We start from the raw sequence: 20050 nt of genomic DNA, 5'->3' as shown, positions 1-20050 counted from the left end.
CCGCGTCTTACTCCGCCGCCACCATTTGCTGCGTGCGCCACTGTCCCAGCAGGGCGCGGAGCGAGGCCGGCTTCACCGGCTTGTTGAGCACCGCGATTTTTTCCTCGCGCGCAGCGACCTGCACCGCGGGGCTGCGGTCGGCGGTGATCAGGATCGCAGGGATGCCGTCGCCGAAGCGGCGGCGAATGTCGCGGATGGCGGCAATGCCGTTGCCGCGGTCGAGGTGATAATCGACCAGCAGGCCGGTGACACGGCGTCCCGCGCCTTCGATCGCGGCGATCGCGCCCTCGGGGTCGGCGACCGCGATCACCTCGGCGTCCCAGGCCTTCAGCAGCGTGCGCATGCCGTCGAGGATCGCCGCGTCGTTCTCGATGCAGACGATGAGGGCGCCCGAGATCGGCGTGCGCGCCAACGGCGTCGCGCTGGTCACGGCCGCGGTGTGGGTGACCGCCTTCGCCGTCGGCACCGTCACGGAGAAGACCGAGCCGCCGCCGACATTGGCGTCGATGGCGATGCCGTGGTTGAGCACGCGCGCGAGCCGCTCGACGATCGACAGGCCGAGGCCGAGGCCGCGGGCGATCCGCGCGCCCTGCTCGAGGCGGTGGAATTCCTTGAAGATCTCGCCGCGCTTCACCGGCGGAATGCCGACGCCGGTGTCGTAGACGCAGATCTTGAGCGAGGCGCCGCGGCGGCGGCAGCCGACCAGCACGCGTCCGCGCGGGGTGTATTTGATCGCGTTGGAGATCAGGTTTTGGAGCAGGCGCCGCAGCAACAGCCGATCGGACTCGACCGGCAGCGAGCAGGGCACGAAGGCGAGCTCGAGGTTCTTGGCGCGTGCGATCGGTGCAAACTCGATCTCCAGCGAGCGCATCAAATCGGCCATCTTGAAGCTCGATGTCGAGGTCGTCATCGCGCCGGCATCCAGCCGCGATATGTCGAGCAGTGCGCCGAGGATCTCCTCGATCGCCTGGAGCGATTCGTCGATGTTCTCGACCAGCCGCGTCTCCTCGCCGCTGTGCTGGCGCTCGACCAGGCTGGTGACATAGAGCCGCGCCGCGTTCAGGGGTTGGAGGATGTCGTGGCTGGCTGCCGCCAGGAAACGCGTCTTGGAGATGCTGGCATCCTCGGCCGCGCTCTTGGCCAGCGCCAGCTCGGAATTCAGCCGGGTCAGCTCCTCGGTGCGGTCGCGCACCCGCTTTTCGAGCGTCGCGTTGGCGCGCTCCAGCGCTTCGGCGGCCTCGAACGTGGGGGTGACATCGGTGAAGGTGATGACGAAGCCGCCGCCGGGCATGCGGTTGGTCAAGATCTCGATCACCATGTGGCGGTCGGGGAGGCGCTCGAGATAAGGCTCGCTGTCGGTGGTGTAAGCCGCGAGCCGCCGCTCCAGCATGGCTTCGCGCTCGACCGGATTGTCCGGCTCGCTCACACCCATGAATTCCAGGATTTCACGCAATGGCGTGCCGAACTGGATGAAATGCGGCGGCACGTTCAGGAGATCGCCGAACTGCCGGTTGGAGCAGATCAGCTGCAGGTCGGCGTCGAACACGGCGATGCCCTGGCGGACATGGTTGAGCGCGGTCTGGAGGATCTCGCGATTGAAATGCAGCGCGGCGTGGGAATCGTCGAGCAGTTTCAGCGCCGCTTTCGCCGAGACCGTCCGCTTGCGCAGCAGCAGCGACATCACGAGCCGCGAGGAGGCCGCGCCGATCGAAGAGGCGATCAGGTGCTCGGCGTGTTGCAGCAGCTCGAAATCGGCGGGCGCACCTGATTCCAGGCGCATATTGCGCCGTACCGAAAATGCCTCGAACGAATGCCGGGCGCGGTCGGGCCCGAGATATTGCGCGACCGTGGTCTGGATGTCCTGCACCGTGACGGTGGTGCGCCAGCGGCGGAAGTTCGGGGAGATCGGCGCGAGCGTGTTGGGTACGAACAGATCGGCTTGCACCAGCTCGATCGAGGATGGCCGCCGCGCCAGCGACAGCAGCACATAGGTCAGGATGTTCAGCGACAGCGACCAGATCACGCCGTGCATCAGCGGCGGCAGGTCGGCGCCGAACAGCGCCTGCGGCCGCAGCGCCTCGATCCCGAACGGGCCGTGCTGGAGCAGCAGGATGCCCGCCGTCGAGGAATCCATGAAGCTCGGGATGAACAGCGTGTAGAGCCACACCGCGAAGCCGACCAGCATGCCGCCGATGGCGCCGCGTGCGGTGGCGCGCCGCCACAACAGCCCGCCGAAGAAGCTTGGCGCGAGCTGGGCGATGGCGGCAAAGGAGAGCAGGCCGATCGCCGCGAGCTGGGTGTTGCCGAGCGCGCGGTAGTAGAAATAGGCCATCACCATGATGGCGAAGATCGCAAGGCGCCGCGAGCGCAGCAGGAAGTCGCTGAAATCGGCGCCGCCGGTGCGCCCCTCCGGTCGCCGCTGCAGCACCAGGGGCACCACGAGGTCGTTCGAGACCATGATGGAGAGCGCGACGCATTCGACGATCACCATCGCGGTCGCCGCCGACAGGCCGCCGACGAAAATGGCGACGCTGAGCAGCTCCCCGCCGCCCTCCATCGGCAGCGCCAGCACGTACATGTCGGGATCGGCCGCGCCGAACGGAAAGGTAACGAGGCCGGCGAGTGCGATCGGGATCACGAACAGATTGATGGCGACGAGATAGAGCGGAAACAGCCAGCGCGCGCGGCCGACCTCGGCATCCGAGGAGTTTTCGACCACGCTGACGTGAAACTGGCGCGGCAGCAGCATGATCGCGCAGAGTGACAGCAGCGTCATGGTGAGGAAGTTGCCGATCGACGGCGAATAGTTGATGGCGCGCACCGCCTCCGGCGTCTTCATGGCGCGCTCGATCAATTCGTGCGGCGAGAACATCCAGAAGGTGACGAAGATGCCGGCGGCGAGGAAGGCGATCAGCTTGATGATGGATTCGGTCGCGACTGCCAGCATCAGGCCGTGCTGGTGCTCGGTGGCGTCGGTCTGCCGTGTGCCGAACAGCACGGCGAAGGCCGCCATCGCCAGCGTCACCATCAGCGCCATGTCGCCGAGGATCGGGATGTGGGAGAACGCCTGGTCTTCGCTCAGAATGACTTCCAGCGAGGAGGCGACCGCCTTGAGCTGGAGTGCGATGTAGGGCACCGAACCGATGATCGCGATCAGAGCAACGGTGGCCGCCACTGCCTGGCTCTTGCCGTAACGCGCGCCGATGAAGTCGGCGGTCGAGGTGATGTTGTGGGCTTTGGCCAGCTGGATCACGCGGCGCAACACGCCCGTGCCGAGCCCGATCATCAGGATCGGACCGACATAGATCGCGAGGAAGTCGGTCGAGGTGCGCGTGGCGAAGCCGACCGAGCCGAAGAAGGTCCAGGAGGTGCAGTAGATCGCCAGCGACAGCGGATAGATCAGCCCGGACGCACGGCCGCGCCCGGCCGGCGAGCGGCGGTCGCCGTGGCTCGCCACCAGGAACAGAAAGCCGATATAGCCGAAGGCGGCAGCGATCACGCCCCAGTCGTGCAGCATGGCGAGCGCGCTTCTCCCTGGGCGCGAGGGCGCCCGAACTCATTTTCCCTGCAAATCTAGCGCGTTGGGCGGGCGCAAGCGACAGCGAAATGCCGTGCCGGGGCGGGAACTGGGGTTGTCGTTAAGGTGCGTTGTGGCTCACCGAGAGAGTCCCCGTGTGGCACCCCCCTCCCTGGCCCTCCCCGCAAGGGGGGAGGGAACGGAGAGAGCGTCGATTGTCGCGACAAGGACGAAACAGAGTTGGGTGGGAGATCAACGTGAGGCGCGCACAGCTGTCTCGCTCCCTCCCCCCTTGCGGGGGAGGGCTGGGGAGAGGGGTAGCCCCGGGCTCGACGAGAATTAGTCGGGAAGAGGGGAAGCCTACTCCGCCGCCAGCGACTTTTGCTTGAGCGGCAGACCCAGGCGGTCCCACACCTGCAAGAGCGCTTCGGCGAGCTGATCGATCAAGCCGTCGTCGTGATAAGGCGAGGGCGTGATGCGCAGGCGTTCGGTGCCCTTGGCCACCGTCGGATAGTTGATCGGCTGAATGTAGATGCCGTGCTGTTCCAGCAGCAGGTCGGACGCCTGCTTGCACTTCTCGGCATCGCCGATGAACAGCGGCACGATATGGGTGTCGCTCGACATCACCGGCAGGCCGGCGGCGTTGAGGATCGCCTTGACGCGGGCGGCGCGGTCCTGGTGGCGCTCGCGCTCCCAGCTCGACGTCTTCAGATGCTTGATCGCGGCGGTCGCGGCCGAGCAGATCGCCGGCGGCAGCGCGGTGGTGAAGATGAAGCCCGGCGCGTAGGAGCGCACGGCGTCGATGATCTGGCCGTTGGCGGCGATGTAGCCGCCGAGGCAGCCGAACGCCTTGGCCAGCGTGCCTTCGAGAATGTCGATGCGATGCATGACGCCGTCACGCTCGGCGATGCCGCCGCCACGCGGGCCGTACATGCCGACGGCATGGACCTCGTCGACATAGGTCATCGCGCCATATTTCTCGGCGAGATCGCAGATCTTGGCGAGCGGGGCGACGTCGCCGTCCATCGAATAGAGGCTCTCGCACGCGATCAGTTTCGGCCGGTTCGGACCTGCGGCCTGCAACTTCTCTTCGAGGTCGGCGAGGTCGTTGTGGCGGAACACGACGCGCTCGCAGCCGGACTGGCGGATGCCCTCGATCATCGAATTGTGGTTGAGCTCGTCCGACAGGATCAGGCAGTTCGGAATGAGCTTGGCGATGGTCGCGATGCCGGTCTGGTTCGAGACATAGCCCGAGGTGAACAGCAGCGACGCTTCCTTGCCGTGGAGATCGGCGAGCTCGGCCTCGAGCTGCACCAGCGGATGATGCGTGCCGGCGATGTTGCGGGTGCCGCCCGCGCCGGTGCCGACGCGGGTTGCGGTTTCGACCATGGCGCCGACCACCTTCGGGTGCTGGCCCATGCCGAGATAATCGTTGGAGCACCAGATCACGACGTCGCGCTTGCCCTTGGGCGAGTGCCAGAGCGCATGCGGGAACCGGCCGGCGATGCGTTCGAGATCGGCGAACACGCGGTAGCGCCGCTCGGTGTGGAGACGATCGAGGGCGGTATTGAAGAACTGGGCGTAATCCATCGGCAAAACCTAAGACGGAACTGACCAAAAGGGCCGCATCTTCTTAGAGCTTTTCCAGCTCTAGAGTCTATGCGCTATCCCACATTTGGGTGTGAGGGGCATTTGGGCAAAATGCCCTATCGTGCGATTTGAAACTTGATCCCGATCAAGCCGCTCACGGTCTTGTGTAATGTTGCTGTGCGGTAGGCACCGCGAGGGGCCGGTGTGACCGCCTCGGCCCGGCTGCGGGACCTCGGCCGGCCCCGGGCCGACAAACGGTTCGGTCGATAGCTTTTGAAAGGACCCTCCATGAAGCGCGTGATGATCCTCAACGGTCCCAACCTCAACATGCTCGGCATCCGCGAGCCGCACATCTACGGCACCACGACGCTCGCGGAGGTCAATGCGAGCTGCGAGGAAGCGGCCGCCAAGCTCGGGCTCAAGCTCGCCTTCCACCAGTCCAACCATGAAGGCGTGCTGGTCGATCTGATCCAGTCGGCGCGACAGGATGCCGATGCCATCGTCATCAATCCGGCCGGCCTCTCCTTCACCTCGGTCTCGATCATGGACGCGATCAAGACGTTCGAAGGCCCGGTGCTAGAGGTCCACATCTCCAACATCCACGCCCGCGACGAATATCACCGGCATTCGAAGATCTCGTTCGTGGCGACCGGTGTGATCTGCGGGCTCGGCCCGTTCGGCTACGTCGCGGCGCTGCACGCGATCGCGAATATGAAGTGAGCTGGTAGTCGCGGCGGAGGTCTGCTCCCTCTCCCCGCAGGCGGGGAGAGGCGAAAAACTCACGTCGTCCGGAACTGGAGCACGCCGTCCTTCGTCTCCGCCGTCAGCCGGCCCTCGACGATCATGTAATTGACGTGGGCAACGAGTTCGCCGGCGGCAAAGCCCATCTGGTGCTCGTCCAGCACGTGCTTGTTGAACACGACAGGTACCAGGGCGCGCGAGGTCTGCGGCACCTCGCGGCAGGCTTCCGCGATCAGGCTGCAGCGCTCCTCGTGGTGGTCGGCGAGCTGCTTGATGCGGGTCTTCAGACCGTAGAACGGCACGCCGTGGCCGGGGAGCACCAGCAGATCGTAGGGCAGGGTGGTGGTCAGGCTCGCGAGCGAGGCCAGATATTCCCCGAGCGAGTTCTGGTCGGGTTCGACAGCCCAGACGCTGACATTGGGCGAGATCCTGCTCAGCACCTGGTCGGCGGAGAGGAACAGCTTGTCGTCGGCGCAATACAGCATCACCTGGTCGAGCGCATGCCCGCCGCCGGTGATCACCTTGAAGCGGCGGGCGCCGATCACGACCTCGTCGCCATGCGAGATGCGGCGGTAGGACGGCGGCAGCACCGAGACGCGCTTGAGATAATCCTGGCCGCGGCCGAGCAGCTTTTCGGTGAGCGATTCGTCCATGCCGTGGCGGCGGAAGAACAGCCGCTGGGCTTCGCGCCGCTCCTCGGTGCCGCGGTTCTGGTGGTAGACCGATTGCAGATATTCGACCTGCGACATCACCAGCGGGCAGTTGAACCGCTCGACGATCCAGCCCGCGAGGCCGACGTGATCGGGGTGCGAATGCGTCACGATCAGGCGCGTGATGTTGACGCCCTTCAGCGGCCCCTCGAACAGTCTGGTCCAGGCCTCGATCGTTTCCTCGTTGCCGAAGCCGGCATCGACCATGGCATAGCCGTCGCCGTCGGCGAGCAGGTAGATGTTCACGTGGTTGAGGCGGAACGGCAGTTTCAGGCGCGCCCACAACACGCCGGGACGCACCTCGACGATCTCTTCGGGGCCGGGATGCTGTTCCCAGGGATAGCGCAGGGCCTCGGCCGAGGACTGCACGGTGTCGGTTTTCGGGTTCATGCTACCGGCTTAAACCCGCCGCGCGCGGGGCGCCAGCCGAAAAAGGCCGGGCCGTGGTCTCCGCATGGCGGTCATACCCGCAGTTTTCCGTAGCCCGGATGGAGCGAAGCGAAATCCGGGGCCTTCGCGCTTGTGGCACGATCCCCGGATTACGCTTCGCCCCATCCGGGCTACGGGGATACGGGCCGGCGGCTTACGCCGCCCGCATATTGTTGAGGAATGCGTCGATCTCTCCGCGCAGCATGTCGGCTTCGCGGCGGAGCGCGTCGGAGGCGCCCAGCACTTCGCTCGCCGCCGCGCCGGCTTCGGCCGAAGCCGTGGAGACGCCGATGATGTTGCTGGAGACCTCGCTGGTGCCGCCGGCGGCATGCTGGATGTTGCGGGCGATTTCACGGGTGGCTGCGCCCTGTTCCTCGACCGCGGCGGCGATCGTCGTCGTCACGTCGTTGATCTCGCCGATGATGCGGCCGATGCCCTGGATGGCGCCCACCGCCGAGGTGGTGACTTGCTGCATGCTGGCGATCTGGGTGCGGATCTCTTCCGTCGCCTTGGCGGTCTGGCTCGCGAGGCTCTTCACCTCGGAGGCGACCACCGCGAAGCCGCGGCCGGCTTCGCCCGCGCGCGCCGCCTCGATGGTGGCGTTGAGCGCGAGCAGGTTGGTTTGCGAGGCGATGGTCTGAATCAGGTCGACCACGACGCTGATGCGGCTGGCGCTGTCGGCAAGGCTCTGCACCGTGGTGTCGGTGGCGCCGGCCTCGTCGACCGCCTTCCTGGCGATCGCGGCCGAGGTCACGACCTGCTTGCTGATCTCCTCGATCGAGGACGACAGCTGCTCGGTGCCTGATGACACGGTCTGCACGTTGACCGAGGTCTCCTCGGCAGCGGAGGCGACCGCGTTCACCAGCGCGTTGGACTGGTCGGCGGTGTTCGACATGCTCTGCGCGGTGGACTGCATCGAATTGGCCGACTGCGCGAGATTGTCGAGCGCGCTGCGTACCGCGCCCTCGAACTCGGCGATCTTCGCTTCCATGCGCGCGGCACGCTCGGCCTTGGCGACGCGATCCTTGTCCTGCTCGCTCGACATCGCGCGGGCCTCGATCATGCTCTCGCGGAACACCTGCAGCGTGTTCGCCATCACCGAGATTTCGTCATTGTGGTGCTTCGAGCGGTAGATCTCGGTCTCGAGGTCGCGGTTCGCGAGCAGCTGCATCGACTGTTGCAGGGCGCCGATCCGGCGCAGGATGTTGCGGCCGACATAGAGCCAGACGAACAGCGCCGAGCCGACCAGCATCAGCGCCCCCAGCGCCAGCATCGCGGTGGTGGCGAGCGAGATCTCCTGGCGCGCCTGGAAGGTCGACGCGTTGGTCTCCTTCTGCACGCCGTCGACGAGCTGCTGCACGCTGATGCCGAGACCGACATTGAGCTTGCGGGTCTCGTCCAGAATGGTCTGGCCGTAGTCGATGGCGTCGAGCTCCTTCTGGCGGATCTTGAACACGCCGGTCTTGCCCTCGCCGAAGCCGAACAGCTTCTGCACAGCGTCGCGCACCGTCTGCATCGAGGGCATGTTCGGGAGGTCTTCGAGGTTCGACTTGACGCGGTCGCGCGTCGCCTTGAACTCCTTCTCGATCGCCTCCAGCGTGTCGCTGTTGTTGGCCGACAGCGCCGCCATCATGTCGGCGGCCATCAGATTGCCGTTGGTGGAGATTGTCGCGACCTGGGAGACGGTGCGGGCAGCCTCAGTCGCATCATCTGCGGAAACTTCCGCCGCGCCGAGGATCGCGTTCAGGCGCGTCTGTGCGTCCAGCATCGCAGGACCGGCCGCGCCGACGAAGGTGAGCTGGGCCTTGCGCAACGCCTCATACTGCTTGTCATGCAGCGCGCCGGTCTCGAGCCGCTCGCGCGCGGCCGACACCAGGCTCTGGGTCGCCTCGTCGATGCTCTTGGCGGTGTCGCGCAGCGCCGTTGCGATCTGCTTGTCGGCGCCGAGCTCGATGATCTCGCCGAGCTTGGCCATGGCGAGCTGCTGGATGTCCTTCACGCTCTTGGTGCGTTCCTTCAGCGCCTCGTCGGAGGGCGATGCCAGCAGGCCCGGGCCTTGCGCCGCGAGCGTCGCGCTTTGCGAGGCGAGCTGCAGGCTGGCGGAGAGGCGCGGGATGTCGCGGCCGCTCAGATCCATCATGGTCGCGCCGAGGTGATTGAAGACGAAGCCGGCGCCGGCTGCGATCACGAGACCCATGCCCGCGATCAATGCGAAAGCGGCGAACAGGCTGCCGCGCACGCCCCACCTTGGCATCTTGAAACGAGGCTTGAGACGGCCAAGGACACGGCCAGCACCCAGACGGATCGCCATCGAACTTCCCCCACGCGTGATCTTTATATTTTCGCCGCGGAGTATCCTTCGGCCGGGTTAAAAAATCGCAAGTTGCACAATTGGTTGCGCTGTTCCGCACAGCGAAAAAAGAAAGGGCCGGCAGAGTTGCCGGCCCTTGATCATGAAGAGATTTTTGAGGCGCGATCAGTAGCGCGCGACCGCCGAATTGGCCCAGTTGAAGCGGTAGTTGACGCCGGCCTTGATGGTGTGGTCGTCGGTGGTGAAGCTGCCGGTGCCCGCCAGCGGACCGCCGGTGAAGCTCGCGTCGCCGAAATTGTAGTACTGGTACTCGGCCTTGGCCGACCAGTTCGGGGCGAACATGTATTCGAGGCCGGCGCCGACGGTGTAGCCGTTGCGGTGATCGCCGGTGATGAGGAAGGCGGTCGGCACGCCGCCGACGGTCACCTTCTCGTTGTTGTCGGAGAAGGCGTAGCCGCCCTTCACGTAGAGCAGGCCCGGACCCCAGGTGTAGCCAACGCGGCCGGTGATAGAACCGAGACCACGCTGGTCGTTGGTGTAGGCGATGCCGCCCGGAAACACAGCGCCGACGCTGCCGGAAAGCCAGGAATACTGGCCTTCGACGCCGACCACGAAGCTCGGGTTGAACTGCCAGTCCGCACCGACCTGCACGCCGCCGAGGAAACGGCCGTTGCCGTTGTTGCCGGTCGAGAGGCCATTGAAATTGTTGTCGCTGGAGAACGCGCCGCCGACATGGCCGCCGATATAGAAGCCTGTCCAATTGTAGATCGGCGCGGCATAGGCCGGCGCGGGCGCCTTGTAATAGTTGCGGTTGCCGAGATCGGCGCCGATGGCCGGCGCGGCAGCGCCCACCACGAGCAGGGCAACGGTCGCAAACAAAATCTTCTTCATCGTCTTGAACTCCAGCACTTTGGTCCCCGGCAGGCGCGCTGTCCGCGCCGTCGTTGGTTTTGCAGATAGCTCGCTTTTGACGAAAATGCTGTCACATGCATGGCACAACGACAGCCAACCTAACTTATTGGGCTACAAATGATTTTCGTGCTTAATGCCGGCTTAAGAAGTGGTGAAGGAAGGCTTAACTTCGCAGGTGTCGGGTAACTTGCGCGCGTCTCTCGTTAACCAAGTCGCCGCCGCGCCTCGTCGCGCATCTGCTCGCGGAAGGCCGCGCGCCTTGCGGGCCGGTCCTCCTCGCGGACGTCGTGGCGATCGAAGACGTCGAACTTCTCCATGATCGGATAGCGCTCGCTCGCCATCGCGAGCACGCGCAGCACCTTGGTCGCGGACGGCGTCGGCCCGCTTACCTCCCAGCGCCGGATGGTATCGGCGCCGCCCTTCTCCGGCAGTCCGCAAAGCTTGGCCATGTCGGCCGCGGTGAGCTTGCGCTCGAGCGCGTCGGAAAGGTCGTTGCGGAGCCGCTTCAGTTCGGGGCCGGTCATGCTGTTTGCGTCCAGGAAGTCACCGAAGCCAATGCACTAGCGCTGATTCGGGTCCATCCGAAGGCGGGTGGTCGTGATAGTGTGTCCGTGCCGGTCGAGCATCAGCGAGGCGAAATCGCATGCCTGTGTTCAAGCTGCCCCTGTCGGGGGATGTCGTCCAGTCCATTTATCCGTCGTTCTTCAGTCCCACCGGCGGCCAGTTCGGCCTCGTCAACATCACGGTGGGACAATCCTCGGCGCCAGATGTCGAGAAGGACGTGCTGTCGGATGTCGCCGGTTACGGCAAGCAGATCGGACAGATCGCGGACGCGCTGCTGGCCGTGGTCGAGCATCTGGAGTCGCGGCCCGACCACGCGCTCGCTGACGATCCGGCGATCGCCGCCTTCAAGGAGCTGATGCACTCAGTCGCGACAGTTAAGGAGCGACATGGCCGCAAGGCGTGTCGCCCGAAGCGACGATGACCACGGCAGCGGTGTCTGGGTCAGGCACATTCGGGCGTGCACGAAGTTATGAACGGGTGCCCGTGGAAATTCCGCGTTGAATGAACACATGGCACAGTGGGCTCGCAGCCAATGAAGGGAACCCACATGACAAGCATCAAACCCGCCATTGCCGCACTTATCACTGTCGGACTGCTTGCCGCGCCCTTCGCAGCCGAAGCGAAGAAGGCCCGGCCGAGCCGGCATCACTACAGCACGGGCGTGGTGGCCCCGACCTATGGCGCCGCCGCATTGCCGGTCGCGCAGCCCAGGACCTCCTACGGGTCGTCCGGACAGACGGTCGGGACGGTCACGGCGCCCTCGATCGGATCGTACAATTGGCCGTCGGTCGGCGTGACCAATGCGGTGCCGACCTGGAGCAACACCACGAGATAGAGGGCACGTCGCCAGGGCGCGCCGGTGACCGTCAACGCATGCCGGGCGCGAGGCCGGAGAGCAGGTAGAGCGCGACCAGCAATGTCGCGACCGACAGCATCGTCGTGACCGAGACGGTGGCCGCGACCAGCTTCTCCTCGACCTTGTGCTCGTGTGCCAGCACATAGACGGTCTTCGCCGTCGGCACGGCCGCGCATATGACGGCGGCGATCGTGTAGAGCGGATTGAGGCCAGTCAGCACGCAAAGCCCGTAGACGATCAGCGGCATCACCACCAGCTTCACGGTCGCGAGCGCGAACGATGCCTTCAGGTTGGATCGCAGACCGTCAACCGACAGGCCAAGCCCGATGGCAAACAGCGCGCAGGGCGTGAGTGCGGCGGCAATGATGTTCAGATAGGCCGCGACCGGCGCCGGAATCGGCAAGCCCGTGATCGCCCAGACGAGACCGATGAGCGTCGACAGAACCATCGGATTGAGCAGGATCTGCTTCACCAGCCCGCTGGCATGCACAGGGCCGCGCACGTCCCTTTCCAGCAGGATGACCGTGAGCGGAAACATCACGCCGGCGACGAACACCGTCGCCACCGCGGCGGGCAAGACGGCGGGCTGGCCGTAGATCGCGTGCAGGATCGGGAGCGCCACGAAGCCGGTATTGGTCATGGCCGCCGCCATGCCATGGATCGTGCTGCTGGCGAGGTCGTGCTTGCCGCCCGCGCGGACGGCCAGGAACACCAGTGCGAAGCAGAGGAGGGAGCCGCCTCCGAACGCGAGCAGGAAGCGCCATTCCAGCAGGTTGCGCGCCGGCTCCTGGGCGATCGTGACGATCAGCAGCGCCGGCATCGCCACGTTGTAGGCAAAATGCACCAGCGCGTCCGCAAGCGAGCGGGAGAGATAACCTGATACACCGGCAAGCCAGCCGGTGACGATGATTGCGAACACGGGAAGAACGAGGCTGGCGACCTCCATCCGGCGTCCCCCTCTGCCAAGCAGCGACGCCACTCTAGCCTGGCGATGCACGCTCGTCACGGTTCAACTGGATGGCGCCGTCCTCGATCAGGCGGCCTGTGGCCTCAGGCGCCTCTGCCGGTCTGTTGACCGAACACGCAGCGCCATCCAGCCAGGCGTTCGGCCGGATGCTGGTTCATCCATTCAGCGAGCTGCGGCGCGCCCATCAGGCAGGACTGCATCGAGACGTTGGCGAAGTCCGAGGTGGTGACGATCTGCTCGTGACAATTCCCCGGAGAGGAGAGGCTGCAGAGCACCGCGATGATCTTGATCACGCCAGATTTCCCACGTCGCCGTTGGCCGCGCGGCCGATCGTCGCCTTGTCCTGCTGCTCGCTCGGATCAGCAGGCGGAAAAATGCTGTCGTAGATCGCGCGTGCCTCCTGAATGAGGCGAGCGCGCTCGCGCTCGGATTTCGAGACAAACTGAATAACCTGGCCCATATCGGCTCCAATGGATCGGAAATCCATCATCAGATGATGGAAATCATTCCATGCGAATCTGGGGTGCCGACTTCGGCTTTGCAGCTGTGCAGGCGGTCACGAAGGATAAAAAGCCCGTGACCGTTCCGTTCCTGCGCGGAACGGAATACCGGACCGATGTGCCGACCTCGCGCCACCGACCCGCGCTCCCGTGACTGACGCCATCGGCGCACGCAATTCATGCGTGCAAGCTTGGGGCAGCAGGAGTTCGCCCCCGGCGAGTTGAGGTTGCCGCGCGTGCGTCCCTGTCCGGCTGGAGCCGCTTGTGGTGGCATCGTGACAGAGTGTTGAGATCCACTGCATGCCCTGTTGCGGCACGTTTTCGCGCACGCGGAGTTGTAAGGTTGCTCAGTGCAGCGGTTCGACAACCGAATGGCTGACGCGACTGAGCGACCGCGATCGAAAGGATCACCCATGACAAGGATGAGACGCTCCCTTGCTACACTTATCGCTCTCGGATTGGCGGCAGCGCCATTCGCTGTCAGCGCGCAGACGTCGGGGACGAGCACACAAGGCCGCACGAGCGGAAGCTCCGGAGCACCGGCACAGCAGGGTGCGACTTATGGAAGCTCCGGACAGACAGTCGGGACCGTTACGGCGCCGTCGGTCGGAACGTCTAACCAACCTTCGGTCGGCGTGACCAACTCGGTCCCGACCTGGAAGAACACCAACCCTCCGGCCAAGTAGCGACCGCGATCGGCCGACCCACGCCGCCGGCGCGCGCGCTCTTTCCGCCCGGGCACCGCCGCCAGCAATTCGCGCGTATAGGCGTGCTCCGGCGCGGCGAACAGCTGCGCGGTCGGCTTCAACTCGACAATGGCGCCGCGCTGCATGACCGCGATGCGGTCGCAGATTTGCGCGGCGACGCGCAAATCGTGCCGTTTCGAACACGTATTGCGTCGTTCGATCGGGGCCGCCTCAAAGTTCGGCGAACCCACCATCGACCACCAATTCCGATCCGAGCATGTAGCTCGAGGCATCGCTGGCAAGGAACAGCACCGCAGCGGCAATTTCGTCGGCCCTCCCGAGTCGGCCGATCGGAATCAGTTTGCTGACGCCTGCGAGATAGTCGCGAAACTCGGCTTCGGTCTGCCCGGGATGTTCGGATTGACCGACGCCGCGAAGGATGGGCGTCTCGATGAGACCCGGACTGACCGCGTTGACGCGAATGCGTCGGCCAAGCAGCTCCGCCGACAGGGTACGAGCGAACGAGCGGACCGCGGCCTTCGAGGCCGAAAGGAACCCGGCACGCCAACCTGATTCAACCAGGCCGTATTCACGATGATGGAGCCGCCCTCACGCATGACCGGTTCGATTGCCTGGATCGAGAAGAACACGGATTTGACGTTCGTATTCATGAGCCCGTCGTATTGTGCTTCGTCGGTCGTCGCCAGCGGCGTGACATAGGCGACACCCGCGTTGGCGAAGAAGATGTCGAGCGTGCCGAACGCCTGTCGCACATCCGAAGCCATCTTCCGGAGAGCCTCGCGCGAACGCACGTCGGTCTGAAATGTCACCACGTCGTCCCCGATGATCCGGCGTGCCCGATCGAGAGCATCCGGCTCGCGTCCCGAAATAGCGATTCGCGCGCCGTTGTCGTGCAGCAGCTTCGCGGTCGCGAGGCCGATGCCCGAAGTTCCGCCGGTAATGAGCGCCGTCTTTCCATGAAGCATGGAGTCCTCCTTGTCGGTCAGGTCCAATCGATCTGGCATGAGCGGCATCTGGCTAGTTGTTGCTCTTTTCGGCGCGGCTCTGCTTGTCGTGACCGCCGTGACTCATTGCGTCGTGTTTGGGCACGGTGAATGTCAGCGTCACGACCTGCCCGGGGAAGACATTGTGGTCAGCGTCGACCAGCGCGATCTTCACCTTGTGCGGGCCGGCAGGCAGCCCGGCAATGTCCACCGTATTGTTGTCGCTCGCATCCGCCCACCACCAGGGCAGGTCGTCGACGGTTATGTGCAGATGCCCGACGCGAGGCGAGACCTGGCGGGCACCTGCGCCGAACACTTGCATGATGCGCAGGTTTTCCACGCGGTACTGCGCCCAGAAGACACCCTGCGCCAGCGCCTCTGGCACCGGGGGATCCACGATCAGCTTGGGCGCGGGTTCGTTTTCGATCGCGATATAGGGCGAGGCGCCGCGGATCTCCCGGGCGGTCTGGGCGAAGGCGCTCGTGGCAAGCACGACACCAGCCGCAACCGCGCCGGCCGCAAGCGTTTTGATGAGAGGCATGGCAAAGTCTCCTTTGACGAGTTCAGGACCGCAGTCCTTCGGATCAGTTTGCGAACTGGCCGGAAGGGTCACGCCGCGCGCGACATGGCATGCGGCTGGATCAATCGAGCGGCGGAGCGACCTCACGCCGCTTGCACGTCGCAATCTGAGACCTCGCCAAACCGTCCACTAGCTGGCAAAATCGGGAAATACTGTCCAAGATTTTGGTCAATGCCGACATGGACGCAGTCACGGTCTTCGTGAAAGTCGTGGAAGCTGGAAGTTTCGCGGCCGCCGCGAGACGCTTGGGCATGCCCAAGACGACGGTGAGCGCCAAGGTCGCGGGACTGGAAAAGCGCCTCGGTGTCAACCTGATCCAGCGCACGACCCGCAAACTGCGCATGACCGACGCAGGCGAGATCTACTTCCATCACTGCGCTGTCGCGGCTCGCGAAATCGAGCTGGGCGAAGCCGCACTCCAGTCGGCAAAGGTGAAGCCCTCCGGAGTTCTCAAGGTGACGGCGCCGGTCGACCTGGGACATGCTCTTCTCCCGCGCATCGCACGGGCCTACACGGTGAAACATCCGGACGTGTCGCTCGAACTCTTGCTCACGAACCGGGTCGTTGATCTGGTGGAGGAAGGTGTCGACCTTGCCATTCGCTGGGCAGGCGCGTTGAAGGACTCCTCGCTCATCGCTCGACGCTTCATCGAAACAAACTCCAACCTGTGGGCGTCGCCGAAATATTTGAAGGGGCTAGGGAAGCCCATTCACCCGCGCGACCTCGCAAATGCGGCGTTCTTGGCCCATCCCGTTCTGAAGACAGTCTTGCTCACGAACGGGAAGTCGGATTTCGAGCTTCAGTTGAACGGGCGGATCTTCGTTGACGACCTGGAGGTCGTCACGAGCCTGATCTTGCTGGGAGACGGCATCGCATGGCTGCCCGACTTCCTGGTCAGGGACGCGGTGGCAGTCGGGAAGCTCGTGCCCGTCCTGCCGCAATGGCGGCCCAAGAAGCACCAGAATTGGACTTACCACTTCGTCTATCCCGGTCGCCGGTACACCTTGCCGAAGGTGGAGAGCTTCATCCAAACGGCACTGAGCCAGGTTTAGCGGGACGAGCGTGCGACCGATGATTGCTCACGCCGCCGGCGCGCGCTCTTTCCGCCCGGGCACCGCCGCAAGCAATTCGCGCGTATAGGCGTGCTCCGGCGCGGCGAACAGTTGCGCGGTCGGCTTCAACTCGACGATGGCGCCCCGCTGCATCACCGCGATGCGGTCGCAGATCTGCGCTGCGACGCGCAGATCGTGGGTGATGAACAGCATCGAGAGGCCGAGGCGCGCCTTGAGGTCTTCGAGCAGTCGCAGCACCTGCGCCTGCACGGAGACGTCGAGCGCGGAGACGGCTTCGTCGGCGACGATGATCTCGGGTTCGAGCGCGAGCGCGCGCGCGATGCCGATGCGCTGACGCTGGCCGCCGGAGAATTCGTGCGGGTAGCGGTCGAGCGCGCCAGCGTCGAGGCCGACCATCTTGAGCAGATCGCGGGCGCGGTCGAACGCCACCTTCGGATCGGTCCCGGCGGCGATCGGACCGTCGGCGATGATGTGGCCGACCTTGCGGCGCGGATTGAGCGAAGCGAACGGATCCTGAAAGATCATCTGGATGCGATGGCGCTCGGCGCGCAACGCCTTGCCCGACAGCGAAGTGAGATCGGTCTCGCCGATCCGCACCGTGCCGCGGTCGGCTTCGATCAGTCGCATCACCAGCCGCGCCACCGACGATTTGCCGGAGCCGGATTCGCCGACGAGGCCGAGCGTCTCGCCCTTGAGAATGTTGAAGTTGACCTCGCGCGCGGCATCGACGCGGCGGTCATCGCGAAACCAGCCGCCTGAGGTGACGTAGGTCTTGTCCAGCCCGATCACCTCAACGGCCCTGGCCTGGTCGTCGAGCGGGCTGCGCGCAGGCGGGTCCATCGACGGCACGGCGGCGAGCAGCGCCTTGGTGTAGTCGTGCTGCGGATTGTTGAAGACGGAGCTAGCGGGGCCTTCCTCGACGACCTTGCCGTGCCTGAGCACCACGACCTGGTCGGCGATGTCGGCGACCACGCCGAAATCATGGGTGATGAACATCACCGCCATGTTGCGGTTGCGCTGGAGGTTGCGGATCAGCTTCAGGATCTGCGCCTGCGTGGTGACGTCGAGCGCGGTGGTCGGCTCGTCCGCGACCAGCACTGCGGGCTCGAGCGCGAGCGCCATCGCGATCATGGCGCGCTGGCGCTGGCCGCCGGAGAGCTGGTGTGGATAGGCGCGGACAATGCGCTCGGGGTCGGGCAGGCCGACCTCGCGCGCCAGCGACAGCGCCTTCGCGCGCCGCTCCTTCGGCGTCAGCAGACCGTGGGCCTCGAACATCTCCGCCATCTGGTCGCCGATCCGCATCAACGGATTGAGCGCGGTCATCGGCTCCTGAAAAATCATCGCGAGCCGGCGGCCGCGCAAATCGCGCCAGCCGTCGTCGTCGAGCTTGAGCAGGTCGCGGCCTTCGAACTGGATCTCACCGGAGGTGACGGCGACCGTATCAGGCAACAGGCCCATCAGCGCATGCGCGCACATCGACTTGCCGGAGCCGGATTCGCCGACGACGCAGACGATCTTGCCGGGCCGCAAGTCGAGCGAAACGCCGTCGACGGCGAACGGACGCTCGGCGCCCTTGGGCAGCGCGATCCGCAGATTCTTGATCGAGACGGCGGGCGGGGCGGTCATCATCAGCGCCCCTCCCGCGACAGTCGCGGATTGAGCGCGTCGTTGAGGCCTTCGCCGATCAAATTGAGGCCGAGAACCGAGATCAGGATGGCGACACCGGGAAACACGGTGATCCACCAGGCCTGGCGGATCACGGTGCGGCCGGCGCCGACCATGTAGCCCCAGGAGATCAGATTGGGATCGCCGAGCCCGAGGAACGCCAGCGAGGATTCCAGCAGGATCGCGGTCGCCACCATCAGCGAGGCCAGCACGATCACCGGCGACAGCGCGTTGGGCAGGATCTCGCGCAGGATGATCCAGGTGTTGCTTTGGCCGGTGACGACGGCGGCCTGGACATATTCGCGCGTGCGCAGCGACAGCACCTCGCCGCGCACGAGGCGGGCGACCGGCGGCCAGCTCACCACCGCGATCGAGGCCACGATCGAATAGATCGAGGGCTGCAGGATCGCGACCAGCACGATCGCGAGCGCGAAGCTCGGAATGGTCTGGAAGAATTCGGTGAAACGCATCAGGGCGTCGTCGACCTTGCCGCCGAAATAGCCGGCCATGGCGCCGATGGGAACGCCGACGACCAGCGCGACCAGCGTGGAGACGAGGCCGACCAGCAGCGAGACGCGAGCGCCAAAGATCATGCCGGCGAACACGTCGCGGCCGAGTGCGTCGGTGCCGAGCGGCACGGTCGAGAGCGTGAACGGCGGCAGGAACGGCCGCTGCACCATCCGCCAGGGCGAATTCGGGAACAGCATCGGCCCGAACACCGCGATCGAGATCGCAAGGAGAAGAATGACGAGCCCGACGACGCCGCTCGGGCTCCTCAGCATCGATTTCCAGAACTGTTTCATGAGGCGAATTCGATGCGCGGGTCGACCAGGCGGTAGACGAGGTCGGTGATGAGATTGAAGATCAGCACCATGGCGGAGCAGATCACGAAGACGCCGAGCAGGAGGTTGTAGTCGCGCTGGAGCAGTGCGTCGTACATCAGGCGCCCGATGCCGGGCCAGGCGAACACGGTCTCGGTGATGACGGCGCCGCCGATCAGCGTGCCGGAATGCACACCGGCCAGCGTCACGACCGGCAGCAGCGCGTTGCGCAGCACGTGGCGGCGCTGGATCACGGCGTCGGAGAGGCCTTTCGCGCGCGCGGTCTTGACGAAGTCGAGGCGTTTCACTTCCAGCATCGACGCGCGCGTCATGCGGGTATAGGTCGCCATGAAGAACAGGCCGAGCGTCATCGCCGGCATGATCAGGTGCTTTGCGACGTCGACTGCGTGGGCAAGGCCGGTGAGGTTGGCGCCGACCGTCTCGTAACCAAAACTCGGCAGCCAATCCATGGTGACCGAGAACAGGAGGATCCCCATCAGCGCCACCCAGAAGATCGGCATGGCGTAGAAGATGAGGGCGAACACGGTGATGGCCGTGTCGAGAAATGTTCCGGCAAAGCGCGCGGCAAACGTGCCGAAGAGAACGCCGAGCATGAGCGATATCGCGAATGCCGTCAGCGTCAGCAGCAGCGTCGCCGGCAGCCGCTCGCCGATCAGCTTCGCGACCGGCGCCTGCTGGCGGAAGGAGAAGCCGAGGTCGAGCGTGACGACGCCCTTGACGTAGATAAAGAGCTGCTCGGGCAGCGGCTTGTCGAGGCCGAACTTTTCCCGGAGTTGCTTGACGAAGACCTGGTCACTGGCGCCGGCCTCGCCCGCCATCACGACCGCGGGGTCGCCGGGCGCAAGCCGGATCAGGAAGAAATTGAGGACGACGATCGCGAGCAGGACGATCACGCCCTTCACGATACGCTGAGTGACGAAGGAGAGCATATTAGAGAGTCATATCTTGTAGCGTGACCTGGAGCCACTGGGGCAGTGCGCTCCCTCGCCCCGCTCTTGCGGGGGCGAGACGAGCTTTACTCGCTCTGAGAGCGTTGGGGTGAGGGGCTTCTCTCCACGCGGGAGAATGCTGACGGACCTGTACCCCCTCACCCGCCGCGCACG

18 protein-coding genes and 2 pseudogenes are annotated in these 20050 nt (G+C 65.1%); 5 read left to right on the top strand and 15 right to left on the bottom strand.

Going from position 1 to position 20050, the window contains the following annotated elements; genetic code table 11:
- Positions 1 to 7: 7 nt before the first annotated feature.
- Positions 8 to 3517, bottom strand: coding sequence for a PAS domain-containing hybrid sensor histidine kinase/response regulator (locus tag AC5ZFO_RS22625; protein ID WP_282520437.1), 3510 nt, complete (start codon positions 3515 to 3517; stop codon positions 8 to 10).
- 360 nt (positions 3518 to 3877) lie between these two features.
- The gene (gene hemA / locus AC5ZFO_RS22620; RefSeq protein ID WP_282520438.1) at positions 3878 to 5107 is read right to left on the bottom strand and encodes a 5-aminolevulinate synthase; all 1230 of its coding nucleotides are present in this window, start codon (positions 5105 to 5107) and stop codon (positions 3878 to 3880) included.
- Between the two features lie 288 nt (positions 5108 to 5395).
- On the opposite strand from hemA, the gene aroQ reads away from it, so the two are divergent.
- Positions 5396 to 5827 (top strand): type II 3-dehydroquinate dehydratase, encoded by a 432-nt coding sequence (gene aroQ / locus AC5ZFO_RS22615; protein ID WP_212256176.1) that lies wholly within the window; start codon positions 5396 to 5398, stop codon positions 5825 to 5827.
- 59 nt (positions 5828 to 5886) lie between these two features.
- Here aroQ and AC5ZFO_RS22610 read toward each other — a convergent pair whose 3' ends face one another.
- The 4 genes from AC5ZFO_RS22610 to AC5ZFO_RS22595 all read right to left on the bottom strand — a co-directional run bounded on the left by AC5ZFO_RS22610 (position 5887) and on the right by AC5ZFO_RS22595 (position 10734).
- Complete coding sequence (locus tag AC5ZFO_RS22610; RefSeq protein WP_282520439.1) at positions 5887 to 6948, bottom strand: MBL fold metallo-hydrolase; 1062 nt, start codon at positions 6946 to 6948, stop codon at positions 5887 to 5889.
- 193 nt (positions 6949 to 7141) lie between these two features.
- Positions 7142 to 9298 carry a methyl-accepting chemotaxis protein gene (locus AC5ZFO_RS22605; protein ID WP_282520440.1) on the bottom strand — a complete coding sequence of 719 codons (2157 nt, stop codon included), beginning with the start codon at positions 9296 to 9298 and terminating at the stop codon, positions 7142 to 7144.
- A 165-nt stretch (positions 9299 to 9463) separates the two neighbouring features.
- Complete coding sequence (locus AC5ZFO_RS22600) at positions 9464 to 10189, bottom strand: outer membrane protein (RefSeq protein WP_282520441.1); 726 nt, start codon at positions 10187 to 10189, stop codon at positions 9464 to 9466.
- A gap of 224 nt (positions 10190 to 10413) precedes the next feature.
- Positions 10414 to 10734, bottom strand: coding sequence for a hypothetical protein (locus AC5ZFO_RS22595; RefSeq protein WP_282520442.1), 321 nt, complete (start codon positions 10732 to 10734; stop codon positions 10414 to 10416).
- Positions 10735 to 10853: 119 nt separating this feature from the next.
- On the opposite strand from AC5ZFO_RS22595, the gene AC5ZFO_RS22590 reads away from it, so the two are divergent.
- On the top strand, positions 10854 to 11195 hold the full coding sequence (locus tag AC5ZFO_RS22590) for a hypothetical protein (protein ID WP_282520443.1): 342 nt from the start codon (positions 10854 to 10856) through the stop codon (positions 11193 to 11195).
- Between the two features lie 126 nt (positions 11196 to 11321).
- Positions 11322 to 11609, top strand: coding sequence for a hypothetical protein (locus tag AC5ZFO_RS22585; protein WP_282520444.1), 288 nt, complete (start codon positions 11322 to 11324; stop codon positions 11607 to 11609).
- A gap of 31 nt (positions 11610 to 11640) precedes the next feature.
- Here AC5ZFO_RS22585 and AC5ZFO_RS22580 read toward each other — a convergent pair whose 3' ends face one another.
- The 3 genes from AC5ZFO_RS22580 to AC5ZFO_RS22570 form a co-directional block, all read right to left on the bottom strand.
- Positions 11641 to 12576, bottom strand: coding sequence for an AEC family transporter (locus AC5ZFO_RS22580; protein ID WP_282520445.1), 936 nt, complete (start codon positions 12574 to 12576; stop codon positions 11641 to 11643).
- A gap of 104 nt (positions 12577 to 12680) precedes the next feature.
- A complete protein-coding gene (locus AC5ZFO_RS22575; protein ID WP_282520446.1) occupies positions 12681 to 12890 on the bottom strand; it encodes a hypothetical protein in 210 nt (69 codons plus the stop codon).
- Entirely contained in the window at positions 12887 to 13087 is a 201-nt protein-coding gene (locus AC5ZFO_RS22570; RefSeq protein ID WP_282520531.1) for a hypothetical protein, read from the bottom strand. The genes AC5ZFO_RS22575 and AC5ZFO_RS22570 overlap by 4 nt, the downstream gene beginning before the upstream one ends.
- A gap of 423 nt (positions 13088 to 13510) precedes the next feature.
- Here AC5ZFO_RS22570 and AC5ZFO_RS22565 point away from each other — a divergent pair, with 423 nt between their 5' ends.
- Positions 13511 to 13783: a hypothetical protein gene (locus AC5ZFO_RS22565; RefSeq protein ID WP_282520448.1), complete on the top strand. Its 273-nt coding sequence runs from the start codon at positions 13511 to 13513 to the stop codon at positions 13781 to 13783.
- A 32-nt stretch (positions 13784 to 13815) separates the two neighbouring features.
- On the opposite strand, the pseudogene AC5ZFO_RS22560 reads toward AC5ZFO_RS22565, so the two are convergent.
- The 3 genes and pseudogenes from AC5ZFO_RS22560 to AC5ZFO_RS22550 form a co-directional block, all read right to left on the bottom strand.
- A pseudogene (locus AC5ZFO_RS22560) lies at positions 13816 to 13974 on the bottom strand (ABC transporter ATP-binding protein); the annotation flags it as partial.
- A gap of 40 nt (positions 13975 to 14014) precedes the next feature.
- Positions 14015 to 14769 (bottom strand): annotated as a pseudogene (locus AC5ZFO_RS22555) (SDR family oxidoreductase).
- A gap of 52 nt (positions 14770 to 14821) precedes the next feature.
- Positions 14822 to 15328: a DUF6130 family protein gene (locus AC5ZFO_RS22550; protein WP_282520449.1), complete on the bottom strand. Its 507-nt coding sequence runs from the start codon at positions 15326 to 15328 to the stop codon at positions 14822 to 14824.
- Positions 15329 to 15531: 203 nt separating this feature from the next.
- Here AC5ZFO_RS22550 and AC5ZFO_RS22545 point away from each other — a divergent pair, with 203 nt between their 5' ends.
- On the top strand, positions 15532 to 16419 hold the full coding sequence (locus AC5ZFO_RS22545) for a LysR family transcriptional regulator (RefSeq protein ID WP_282520450.1): 888 nt from the start codon (positions 15532 to 15534) through the stop codon (positions 16417 to 16419).
- A gap of 27 nt (positions 16420 to 16446) precedes the next feature.
- Here AC5ZFO_RS22545 and AC5ZFO_RS22540 read toward each other — a convergent pair whose 3' ends face one another.
- From AC5ZFO_RS22540 to AC5ZFO_RS22530, 3 genes are read right to left on the bottom strand one after another with little or no spacing between them, the layout of a single operon-like run.
- Positions 16447 to 18066, bottom strand: coding sequence for an ABC transporter ATP-binding protein (locus tag AC5ZFO_RS22540; RefSeq protein ID WP_282520526.1), 1620 nt, complete (start codon positions 18064 to 18066; stop codon positions 16447 to 16449).
- Positions 18067 to 18068: 2 nt separating this feature from the next.
- Positions 18069 to 18908 (bottom strand): ABC transporter permease, encoded by an 840-nt coding sequence (locus AC5ZFO_RS22535; RefSeq protein WP_282520451.1) that lies wholly within the window; start codon positions 18906 to 18908, stop codon positions 18069 to 18071.
- The gene (locus tag AC5ZFO_RS22530; protein WP_282520452.1) at positions 18905 to 19876 is read right to left on the bottom strand and encodes an ABC transporter permease; all 972 of its coding nucleotides are present in this window, start codon (positions 19874 to 19876) and stop codon (positions 18905 to 18907) included. Before AC5ZFO_RS22530 ends, AC5ZFO_RS22535 begins: the two co-directional genes overlap by 4 nt.
- Positions 19877 to 20050 lie beyond the last annotated feature (174 nt).

This window comes from Bradyrhizobium sp. Unk1 (assembly GCF_059512345.1).
This window is presented reverse-complemented; position numbering and strand designations above follow the sequence as displayed.

Coding starts and splice junctions, on each gene's coding strand:
- AC5ZFO_RS22595 (WP_282520442.1), bottom strand. CDS start 10,734: ATGACCGGCCCCGAACTGAAGCGGCTCCGCAACGACCTTTCCGACGCG.
- AC5ZFO_RS22585 (WP_282520444.1), top strand. CDS start 11,322: ATGACAAGCATCAAACCCGCCATTGCCGCACTTATCACTGTCGGACTG.
- AC5ZFO_RS22605 (WP_282520440.1), bottom strand. CDS start 9,298: ATGGCGATCCGTCTGGGTGCTGGCCGTGTCCTTGGCCGTCTCAAGCCT.
- AC5ZFO_RS22600 (WP_282520441.1), bottom strand. CDS start 10,189: ATGAAGAAGATTTTGTTTGCGACCGTTGCCCTGCTCGTGGTGGGCGCT.
- AC5ZFO_RS22590 (WP_282520443.1), top strand. CDS start 10,854: ATGCCTGTGTTCAAGCTGCCCCTGTCGGGGGATGTCGTCCAGTCCATT.
- AC5ZFO_RS22530 (WP_282520452.1), bottom strand. CDS start 19,876: ATGCTCTCCTTCGTCACTCAGCGTATCGTGAAGGGCGTGATCGTCCTG.
- AC5ZFO_RS22535 (WP_282520451.1), bottom strand. CDS start 18,908: ATGAAACAGTTCTGGAAATCGATGCTGAGGAGCCCGAGCGGCGTCGTC.
- AC5ZFO_RS22610 (WP_282520439.1), bottom strand. CDS start 6,948: ATGAACCCGAAAACCGACACCGTGCAGTCCTCGGCCGAGGCCCTGCGC.
- AC5ZFO_RS22580 (WP_282520445.1), bottom strand. CDS start 12,576: ATGGAGGTCGCCAGCCTCGTTCTTCCCGTGTTCGCAATCATCGTCACC.
- AC5ZFO_RS22540 (WP_282520526.1), bottom strand. CDS start 18,066: ATGACCGCCCCGCCCGCCGTCTCGATCAAGAATCTGCGGATCGCGCTG.
- aroQ (WP_212256176.1), top strand. CDS start 5,396: ATGAAGCGCGTGATGATCCTCAACGGTCCCAACCTCAACATGCTCGGC.
- AC5ZFO_RS22570 (WP_282520531.1), bottom strand. CDS start 13,087: ATGATGGATTTCCGATCCATTGGAGCCGATATGGGCCAGGTTATTCAG.
- AC5ZFO_RS22550 (WP_282520449.1), bottom strand. CDS start 15,328: ATGCCTCTCATCAAAACGCTTGCGGCCGGCGCGGTTGCGGCTGGTGTC.
- AC5ZFO_RS22625 (WP_282520437.1), bottom strand. CDS start 3,517: ATGCTGCACGACTGGGGCGTGATCGCTGCCGCCTTCGGCTATATCGGC.
- hemA (WP_282520438.1), bottom strand. CDS start 5,107: ATGGATTACGCCCAGTTCTTCAATACCGCCCTCGATCGTCTCCACACC.
- AC5ZFO_RS22565 (WP_282520448.1), top strand. CDS start 13,511: ATGACAAGGATGAGACGCTCCCTTGCTACACTTATCGCTCTCGGATTG.